Here is a 9,138-nt window from a genome sequence, read left to right on the forward strand (position 1 = left end):
ACCGCGAGGTTGAGCGCCAGTTCGGAGAAGGGCAGGCCCTTGGTGAAGGCGCCGGCGGTGACCGGCTGGTACCAGGCCGGCGGCAGAGACAGCCCGATCAGCCGGGCGCTGCCCGAGAGCGAGGAGACCGGGACCAGCAGACCGGAGAAGTTGACCGCCGGGATGATGGACAGGAGCGCGGTGGCGAAGACCGCTGCGACCTGGGTCTTCATGAAGGTCGAGATGAACTGCCCGAAGCCGGTGGTCGCCGCGACGTAGAACAGCGTCCCGAGCGCGAGGGCGGCGAACGAGCCCTTGACCGGCACGTCGAAGACGAGCAGCGCCACGAGCACCAGCAGCCCGAAGCTGATCATGGCGATGGCGATGTAGGGAAGCTGCTTGCCGAGCAGGAACTCGAACTTGGTCACCGGCGTCGAGCGGAAGTTGGCGATCGAGCCGGTCTCCTTCTCGCGCACCACCGCGATGGCCGACATGATGGCCGGGATCAGGATGAGCAGCAGCATCATCACGCTCGGCACCATGGCGTTGACGCTGCGGAACGCCTGGTTGTAGCGGAAGCGCGTCTCGACGCTCACCCGCGTCGCGGAGGGGTCGGCGCCCAGGCGCTCGACGGCCAGTTGGTGGGCGTACTGGTTCGCCAGACCCGTGACGTAGCCCCGGCTGGTCTCGGCCCGGAACGGCATCGCCCCGTCGAGCCAGACCGCGACTTCGGGTGCGCGCCCCGATCGCAGATCGCGGCCGAAGCGGGGCGGGATTTCCAGGGCGATCTGCACGCTGCCGTTGCGGAAGCGCCGGTCGAGCTCCGCCGCCGAGCGGATGGGCGGCTGCTCGCTGAAGTAGCGCGAACTGGTGAAGGCATCGACGAGCTGGCGGCTTTCCGGGGTGTTGTCCTGGTCGAAGGCCGAGAAGCGCAGGTTCTCCACGTCGAACGAGATGCCGTAGCCGAAGGCGATCATCAGCAGGAGGGGGCCGAGGAAGGCGAAGGCGATCCGGATGGGATCGCGCAGCAGCTCCATCGTCTCGCGCCGGGCATAGGCCCAGAGGCGGCGGGGATCGAAGCGGTGACGCGGCGCTGCAGCGCGGTGAGGGGCCGCGGCGGGCACGGCCGGCGTTTGCTCCGCGGGCGCCTTTCCCGCCGCCGTCTCTTCCGCCAACTTGGGGTCGAGGCCGGCGGCTTCGGCGAGATAGTCGATGAAGCACGTCTCCAGCGAGGCACTGCCGCGATCCCGCACCAGCTCGGCCGGGGTGCCGACGGCGAGGACCCGGCCGGCATGCATGAGCGAGATGCGGTCGCAGCGCTCCGCCTCGTTCATGAAGTGGGTCGAGAGGAAGATCGTGACGCCCTCGTCCCGCGAGAGGTCGATCAGCGTCCGCCAGAAGGCGTCGCGGGCGATCGGATCGACGCCCGAGGTCGGCTCGTCGAGGATCAGCATCGCCGGCCGGTGCAGCACGGCGACCGCGAGCTGAAGGCGCTGCTTGATCCCGAGGGGCAGGCTGTCGGGCCGCGCGTGCTTGACCGGTTCGAGCTCGTAGCGGTCGAGCAGCTCGCGGATCCGCACCGGGCGGTCGCGCGGGGGCAGGTGGTAGAGCTGTGCGTGCAGTTCGAGGTTCTGCAGCACCGTCAGCTCGCTGTAGAGCGAGAAGGCCTGCGACATGTAGCCGACGTTGCGGCGCGTCTCCATGTCGTTGTCGCCGACGGGGTGGCCGAACAGCTTGGCGCTTCCCTCCGAGACCGGCAGGAGGCCGGTGAGCATTTTCATGGTGGTCGATTTCCCGCAGCCGTTCGAGCCGAGGAAGCCGAAGATCTCGCCGCGGGCGATGCGGAAGCTGACGTCGTCGACCGCGGTGAAGCTGCCGAAACGCCGGGTCAGGTGCTCGGCCTCGATCGCCGGCACCGCGTCGAGCCGGGGCGGCCGCGGCCGCAGCACCACGGGGCGGTGCTGCGCCTGCTTTTCCGGCGGGAGGAGCGCGATGAAGGCGGCCTCCATGTCGGGCTTGGCCGTCCGCGCCAGCAGGTCGGCGGGGCTGCCCTCCGCGATGACGCGGCCGTCGTCCATGGCGACCAGACGCTCGAAGCGCGAGGCCTCGTCCATGTAAGCGGTGGCGACGACGACGCTCATGCCGGGCCGCCCGGCCCGGATCGATCCGATCAGCTCCCAGAACTGCCCGCGCGAGAGAGGATCGACGCCCGTGGTCGGCTCGTCGAGAATCAGGAGGTCGGGATCGTGGATGAGCGCGCAGCACAGGCTGAGCTTCTGCTTCATGCCGCCGGAGAGCTTGCCCGCCGGCCGTCCCTCGAACGGGTCGAGGCCGGTGGCGGTCAGGAGGTCGGTGATGCGGCGGCGGCGCTCCGACGCCCCCTGGCCGAACAGGCGGCCGTGGAAGTCGATGTTCTCGAAGACACTCAGCGTCGGGTAGAGGTTGCGGCCGAGCCCCTGGGGCATGTAGGCGATCCGCGCGCCCTCTCGCGTGCGGTGGCGGCGCTGCGCCATGTCGCCCCCGAGCACCGTCACGCGGCCGCGCTGGATCCGGCGCACCCCCGCGATCAGCGCCAGCAGCGTCGACTTGCCGACGCCGTCCGGGCCGATCACCCCCACCATGCGCCCGTCCGGCAGCGCCAGCGACACGTCGTCGAGCGCGACCGTCCGGCCGTAGCGATGCGAGACCTGCTCCAGTCTCGCGACGGCGGCCGCCCCGCTCATGGCAGCTTCACGGCGAGGTCGGCGGGCCAGTCGACCTTGGGATCGGTGCGGACGAAGCCCATGCCGCGCACGCCCGTCTTCACCCGCCGATGGTACTTCTTCAGGATCTTCGGATCGATCTGCAGCTTGATCCGGAAGGTCAGCTTCTCGCGCTCCTCCTCGGTCTCGACGCTTTTGGGCGTGAACTGCGCCTCGGAGGCGACGAAGCTGATCGTCGCCGGGACGACGTATTGCGGCACGGGATCGAGGACGATGCGGGCCTCGTCGTTCAGCGCCAGCGGCCCGGCCTGCGCGGCCGGCAGGTAGATCGTCATGTAGACGTCGGCGAGGTCGAGCAGCGTCAGGATGCGGGTGCCGGCGCCCACCACCTCGCCCTCGCGCGCCAGCCGGTACTGCACCCGCCCGTCGCGGGGCGCCCGCAGGACGAGATCGACCAGGATCGCCTGGAGCCGCTGGACGTCGGCCTCGGCGCTCTGCACGGCGAACGTCGCCTGCTCCTCCTGCGCCTTGGCGGCGTCGAGCCCGGCCTTCGCCGCCTCCGCCTTGGCCTTGCGCTGATCGAAGATCTGCCGGGTCATGAAGCCCTTGCCGACCAGCTCCTTGCCGCGAGCGAAGTCGGCGTCGGCGAAGGTGAGGTCGCTGTTGCGCTGGGCGATCAGGGCCACGGCCTCCGCGAGGCTCTTCTTGGCCCGCAGCACCTGGGCCTGGGCGCCGCGCAGCTGCGCCTCGGTCTCGGGCGAGGCGATCGTGGCAACGACCTGACCCGCGCTCACCTCGTCGCCTTCCCTGACGAGCAACTGCGCGATCCGGCCCGCATATTTCGCCGCGACATCGACCTGCGTCGCCTCGATGCGGCCGTTCGACTTGGCGATGCCGTCGGGCATCCGCTGGCCGCGCAACCGGTCGATCAGCTGCTTCAGGCGCGACTGCGCCAGGGACGGCGGCGGCACGGCGACGGCGAGACCGGTGGCGAGCAGGATCGCGAGCAGGGCGCCGCGCGATGTCGGGCCCGACGTCGTCCGCTTCATGCGGCTGCTCCCGGCGCCGTTCTCCCCAATAGACGCATCGTGTGTCTCGCGATCATGCGCTCTTCGTCGGTCGGGACGATCCAGATCTGCGCCCGGCTCCCCTCCGCATCGAGTCTTGCGGCGCCGGAGCGGTTGGCGTCATTGCTCAGGATCAAACCGGCCCAGCCCAATTCCGCGATGATGCGGCGGCGGATCTCGGGCGCGTTCTCGCCGATCCCGGCGGTGAAGACGAAGGCGTCGAGGCCGCCGAGCGTCACGGCCAAAGCGGCCGTGGCCTGGGCCACCCGCCGGCAGAAGTAGGCGACGGCCATGGCGGCTTCCGGCCGGTCGCTCGCCAGCAGAGTCCGCACGTCGTTGCTGAGGCCCGACAGGCCGAGCAATCCGCTCTCGTGATAGAGCATGTGGCCGATTTCGGCCGGCGTCATGCCCTTGTGCTCGATCAGGTGCAGCACGACGCCGGGATCGAGGGCGCCGCAGCGCGTGCCCATCGGCAGGCCGTCGAGCGCCGTGAAGCTCATGGTGGTTTCCTGGCTCCGCCCCGCCTTCAGGGCGCAGAGCGAGGCGCCGGAGCCGAGATGGGCCATCACCACGCGCCCGTCCGCCGTCCCGGGCGCCAGATCCCGCAGGCGCCCGGCGACGTATTCGTAGGACAGGCCGTGGAAGCCGTAGCGCCGCACGCCCTCGTCGTGGAGGAAGCGGGGCAGAGCGAAGCGGTCGGCGAGTTCCGGATGGCCGCGGTGGAAGGCGGTGTCGAAACAGGCGACCTGCGGCAGGTCGGGCCGTCGCTGCCGCAGCACCCGGATCGGATCGAGGTTGCCGAGCTGGTGCAGGGGCGCCAGCGGAATGAAGGTTTCGAGCCTCCGCAGCACCGCATCGTCGACGAGCATCGGCTCCGCGAAATCGGGCCCGCCATGGACGACCCGGTGACCGACCGCAATGATCGATTCCGTGCTGCCGTGACGGCTGAACCAGTCGGCGAGCTGGTGCTGCGCGGCCGAGGCGTCGGCGATCTCGCCGGGCTCGAAGCGGCGCTCCTCCAGGACCGCACCGCTCCCGTCCGTCACGCTCAGCAGGGGCGCGCTGCCGATGCCGCTCATCCCCCCGCTCAGGCGGGGCACGAGATCCGCGTCGTCGATGGCGTACAGCTTGACCTTGATGGACGAGCTGCCCGCATTCACGACCAGGATGCCGTCGCTCATCTCAGCCCCGCGCCGGAGCCGCCCCGCGCGACGGCCGATCCCCGGCCGGCCCTGTCGTCACCGCCATGCCGGCGATGCGTCCGGATCTCCCTGACGGTGCGAGGCGAAACCCCATCGGATCTGCTCCTTCCATCCTTCGCAGGCTCGGCCAACCGTGACGGTGTGAGCCGAAGCCTCCCGAAGATTCCAATAGTTTCGATGATGAAACAAATGAAATGCTTTCGGTAGAGGCGTCCCTGAGGGTTTATGAGAGACAAATATGACGATTATCTCATAACAAATGCTATAAGATGGACGAATTTGATTCAAGCCATCAGAATGTTCGATCGTCAACACGTGTTGACACCGTCTGGTTGCGTCGATTGTATGGGATCATCGATCGAAAGCATCCCCGATTATCCCCGGCGCCGGTATCGGCTCTGCTCAGGTTGCATCGTCGCAGGCGCGCCGGCTCCTGCCCTCGATCGTGGTGGGCTGCCCGGTCCCGGGATGGAGCGAGTGGACGACCGATGCTGCGCCCGCGCCTGAACCCGCCCACCGACATCTTCCCCCCGAACCCGTGGGCCATCGAGGCGATCCGCTACGACGGCGCGCTGGCGCGGGACTTCACCGGGCAGGCGGAGACGATGTTTGCCCTCTCGAACGGCTATCTCGGCATGCGCGGGATCACCGACGAGGGCGTGCCGGTCCGAGAGGCGGGCACCTATCTCAACGGCTTCTATGAGCACCGCCCGATCTCGTACGGCGAGCGCGCCTACGGCTTTCCCACGGTTGGCCAGAGCATCCTGAACTGCCCCGACGGGACGGTCATGTCCCTCTCCGTCGATGACGAACCCTTCACCCTCCCGGAAGCCGAGATCCTGTCCTATCGGCGCGCCCTCGATTTCCGGACCGGAACCCTGGAGCGGGACGTCACCTGGGCGACGCCGGCGGGCAAGCGCCTTCGCCTGCGGACGCTTCGCCTCGTCTCGCTCGCCCACCGCCACCGCGCCGCGCTCGCCTACGAACTGACGGCGGAGGAGGTCGAGGCGGAGGTGGTGATCGCCTCCGCGCTGCGGAACGACCAGCCGCTCGCCGCCGACACCAGCGACCCGCGCCTGGCGGAAGGGTTCGTCGGCCGCGTCCTGCATCCCACGGGGACCCGAGCGGAGGCGCTGCGCGCGATCCTCAGCTATCGCACCGCGAGTTCAGGTTTGGTGCTCGGCTGCGGCATGGACCACGTCGTCGCGGCCGATGGCCCGTTCGCAGTCCAGGCGAGCGTCGGCGACGACCTCGCCCGCGTCGTCTTCCGCGCCACCCTCGCGCCGGGGCGTGCGATCCGCATCCACAAATACCTGAGCTACCACTATTCCGACGGCGCGGCGCCCGAGGCGATCCGGTCGCAAGTGGGATGGACGCTCGACCGCGCGGTCGAGACCGGATTCGCGTCGATCCGCGCCCGCCAGCACGCCGACGTCACCCGCTTCTGGGAGCGCGCCGACGTCGTGGTGGAGGCCGAGAACCCGCGGATCCAGCAGGCGGTCCGCTGGAACCTGTTCCAGTTGATGCAGGCCTCGGAGCGGGCGGAGGGCCACGGCATCGCCGCCCGCGGGCTGACCGGCCGGACCTACGAGGGCCACTATTTCTGGGACACCGAGATCTACGTCCTGCCGTTCCTGATCTACACCAATCCGCCGATGGCGCGCAGCCTCCTCAAGGTGCGCTACGACATGCTCGACAGCGCCCGCGACCGGGCACGCGAACTCGGCCATCGCGGCGCGATGTTTCCCTGGCGCACGATCAACGGGCGGGAGGCCTCGGCCTACTACGCCGCGGGGACGGCGCAGTACCACATCAACGCCGACATCGCCTTCGCCCTGCGCCAGTACGTCGAGGTCAGCGGCGACGCGGATTTCCTCTGCCGCTACGGCGCCGAGATCCTAGTCGAGACCGCGCGTCTCTGGTGCGATCTCGGCTTCTTCTCGGAACGCATGGGCGGCCGCTTCTGCATCCACGGCGTGACCGGGCCGGACGAATACACGGCCATCGTCAACAACAACTGCTACACGAACCTGATGGCGCGGGAGAACCTCCGCTACGCCGCCGAGACCGTGCGGAGGCTGGAGCGTGACGACCCCGACAGCTTCGCGACGCTCGTGCGCCGCACCGGCCTCGAGCCGGACGAGGCCGAAGCCTGGGATCAGGCGGCCGAGCGGATGTACCTGCCCTACGACGAGCGGCTGAAGGTGCATCCCCAGGACGACGCCTTCCTCGATTTGGAGCGGTGGGATTTCGCCGGCACGCCGGAGGATCGCTACCCGCTCCTGCTGCACTACCACCCGCTGAACCTCTACCGTTCGCAGGTGATCAAGCAGGCCGACATGGTGCTCGCGATGTTCCTACTGAGCGAGCAGTTCACGCCCGAGGCCAAGCGGCGGAACTTCGCCTATTACGACCCGCTGACGACCCATGACTCGTCCCTGTCCGTCTGCATCCAGAGCATCGTCGCCAACGAGATCGGACTGCGCGAGAAGGCGATCCACTATTTCAACTTCGCCCTGGCGATGGACCTGTCCGACATCGGCGGGAACATGATGCACGGCGCACACATCGCCGCCATCGGCGGCACGTGGCTCGCGCTGGTCTACGGCTTCGCGGGGATGCGCGACACGCGCGGACGGATCAGCTTCCAACCCTGCCTGCCCGATGCCTGGAAGCGGCTGAGCTTCACCCTCCGGATCCGCGGCCGGACGATCCGGGTCGAACTCGACCACGCCGCCGCGACCTACAGGCTGGAGGCGGGCGAGGAACTGACCCTGTGGCATGCCGGGGAGCGCGTCGGTCTGACGGTGGCCGAGCCGACGGTGACGCGGGCGATCCGCCCGACGGATGGGGACGCCCATGCCTGCGAGCCCTGACGCCGTATCGGGGGCCTTGCGCGCGGTGATCTTAGACGTCGATGGCGTGCTGGTCGATTCGCCCCACGAGCAGGCGTGGCGCGAGGCGCTCGCCGACTTCGCCGATCCGACCGGCTTCACCACGGCCTTCTATCAGGCTCATGTCGCGGGCAAGCCGCGGCTGGAGGGGGCGCGGGCGACGCTGGAGCGTCTCGGCGGCACCGGGGCGGCGAGCGATGCCGCCGCCTTCGGGCGGAAGAAGCAGGCGGTGATCGACCGGCTCATCGCCGAGGACCGTTTCACGGCCTTTCCCGACGCGATCCGTCTCGCGGTGGCGCTGCGGGAGACGGTTCTGCGCACGGTGCTCGCCTCCTCCTCGAAGAACGCCGACGCGATGCTGGCCCGCGTAATCCTGCCCGACGGACGAACTCTGCTGTCGCTGTTCGACGCCGACGTGAGCGGGCGCGACCTGCCCCGCGGCAAGCCCGATCCGGCCCTGTTCCGGCTCGCCGCCGGGGCGGTGGACGCCGCTCCGGCCGCGTGCCTCGTCGTGGAGGACGCGCCGGCCGGGATCAGGGCGGCGAAGGCCGGCGGCATGGCGGGGCTCGGCATCGCCCGGCTCGGCGACGCGGCCCTGCTGCGGGCGGCGGGCGCCGACCTCGTGCTCACCTCGCTCGATGACCTCGATGTGAGCGCCTTGTCGGACGGAGTTTTGCGAAGACGGTCCGGGCCGGACCCGCATACCTCATCCGTTTGACTGCTTCGGTTCCGCCTCCGTCCTTGCAAGGCGAAGCCGAAGCAATCCAGGGCGTGACCTTTCCGGAAAGGGCGCGCTCTGGATCGCTTTGCTGCCGCTCGCGATGACGGGATTGGGCAGAGCTCGGGGCAGTCGAAGGCAACGGGCCGGTCCGCGACCGGCACCGTTACGGGTTGCGCAGGGCCGGGACCGTCTTCGGCGAGCCGAGATCGTAGGTCTTGTTGCGCAGGGGGTCGAGCTTGGTTCCCTCCGAGGCATCGAACGCCTTCGGGCGCTGCCCACCCGCGCCGTCGGTGGTCGCGCCGTCGAGCGCGAAGGTCGCGTTCGAGCCCGGCGCGTAGGCCGAGGCGCGGCCGGGCTGGCCCGCATTCGGCTCGGCGGTGTTCGGATCGACCTTGTCGACCGCGCCCGGATCGGCCTGCTGCGACTGCTGGCGGGAGCGTTCCACCTGCCGCCAGCGGGTCACGTTGCGCTGATGGCCCTCCAGCGAGTCGGCGAAGGCGTGGCCGCCGGTGCCGTCGGCGACGAAGTAGAGATCCTTGGTGCGCGACGGGTTGGCGACCGCCTCCAGCGCCG

At 69.6% G+C, this 9,138-nt stretch carries 6 protein-coding genes; 2 read left to right on the forward strand and 4 right to left on the reverse strand.

The window, feature by feature from the left end:
* The 3 genes from rbbA to MFF42_RS22010 all read right to left on the reverse strand — a co-directional run.
* Positions 1 to 2,702 (reverse strand): ribosome-associated ATPase/putative transporter RbbA (gene rbbA, locus MFF42_RS22000; RefSeq protein ID WP_238257756.1); only part of this gene is annotated, 2,702 nt, incomplete at its 3' end.
* Positions 2,699 to 3,730: an HlyD family secretion protein gene (locus MFF42_RS22005; RefSeq protein ID WP_238257757.1), complete on the reverse strand. Its 1,032-nt coding sequence runs from the start codon at positions 3,728 to 3,730 to the stop codon at positions 2,699 to 2,701. The genes rbbA and MFF42_RS22005, both read right to left, overlap by 4 nt.
* Positions 3,727 to 4,929, reverse strand: coding sequence for an acetate/propionate family kinase (locus MFF42_RS22010; RefSeq protein WP_238257759.1), 1,203 nt, complete (start codon positions 4,927 to 4,929; stop codon positions 3,727 to 3,729). The genes MFF42_RS22005 and MFF42_RS22010 overlap by 4 nt, the downstream gene beginning before the upstream one ends.
* Before the next feature lie 509 nt (positions 4,930 to 5,438).
* Between MFF42_RS22010 and MFF42_RS22015 the strand changes: the two genes are divergently transcribed.
* Entirely contained in the window at positions 5,439 to 7,826 is a 2,388-nt protein-coding gene (locus MFF42_RS22015) for a glycoside hydrolase family 65 protein (RefSeq protein WP_238257761.1), read from the forward strand.
* The gene (locus tag MFF42_RS22020; RefSeq protein WP_238257763.1) at positions 7,810 to 8,562 is read left to right on the forward strand and encodes an HAD family hydrolase; all 753 of its coding nucleotides are present in this window, start codon (positions 7,810 to 7,812) and stop codon (positions 8,560 to 8,562) included. Before MFF42_RS22015 ends, MFF42_RS22020 begins: the two co-directional genes overlap by 17 nt.
* Before the next feature lie 166 nt (positions 8,563 to 8,728).
* On the opposite strand, the gene MFF42_RS22025 is transcribed toward MFF42_RS22020, so the two are convergent.
* Positions 8,729 to 9,138: endolytic transglycosylase MltG (locus tag MFF42_RS22025; RefSeq protein ID WP_238257765.1), on the reverse strand; the 410-nt coding region annotated here is incomplete at its 5' end.

Origin of the sequence: Methylorubrum podarium (assembly GCF_022179745.1) — a bacterium.
Classification (GTDB): domain Bacteria; phylum Pseudomonadota; class Alphaproteobacteria; order Rhizobiales; family Beijerinckiaceae; genus Methylobacterium; species Methylobacterium podarium.

Bases quoted from the DNA above. Each gene is read 5' to 3' on its own strand.
- MFF42_RS22005 (WP_238257757.1), bottom strand. From the start codon at position 3,730: ATGAAGCGGACGACGTCGGGCCCGACATCGCGCGGCGCCCTGCTCGCG.
- MFF42_RS22010 (WP_238257759.1), bottom strand. From the start codon at position 4,929: ATGAGCGACGGCATCCTGGTCGTGAATGCGGGCAGCTCGTCCATCAAG.
- MFF42_RS22015 (WP_238257761.1), top strand. From the start codon at position 5,439: ATGCTGCGCCCGCGCCTGAACCCGCCCACCGACATCTTCCCCCCGAAC.
- MFF42_RS22020 (WP_238257763.1), top strand. From the start codon at position 7,810: ATGCCTGCGAGCCCTGACGCCGTATCGGGGGCCTTGCGCGCGGTGATC.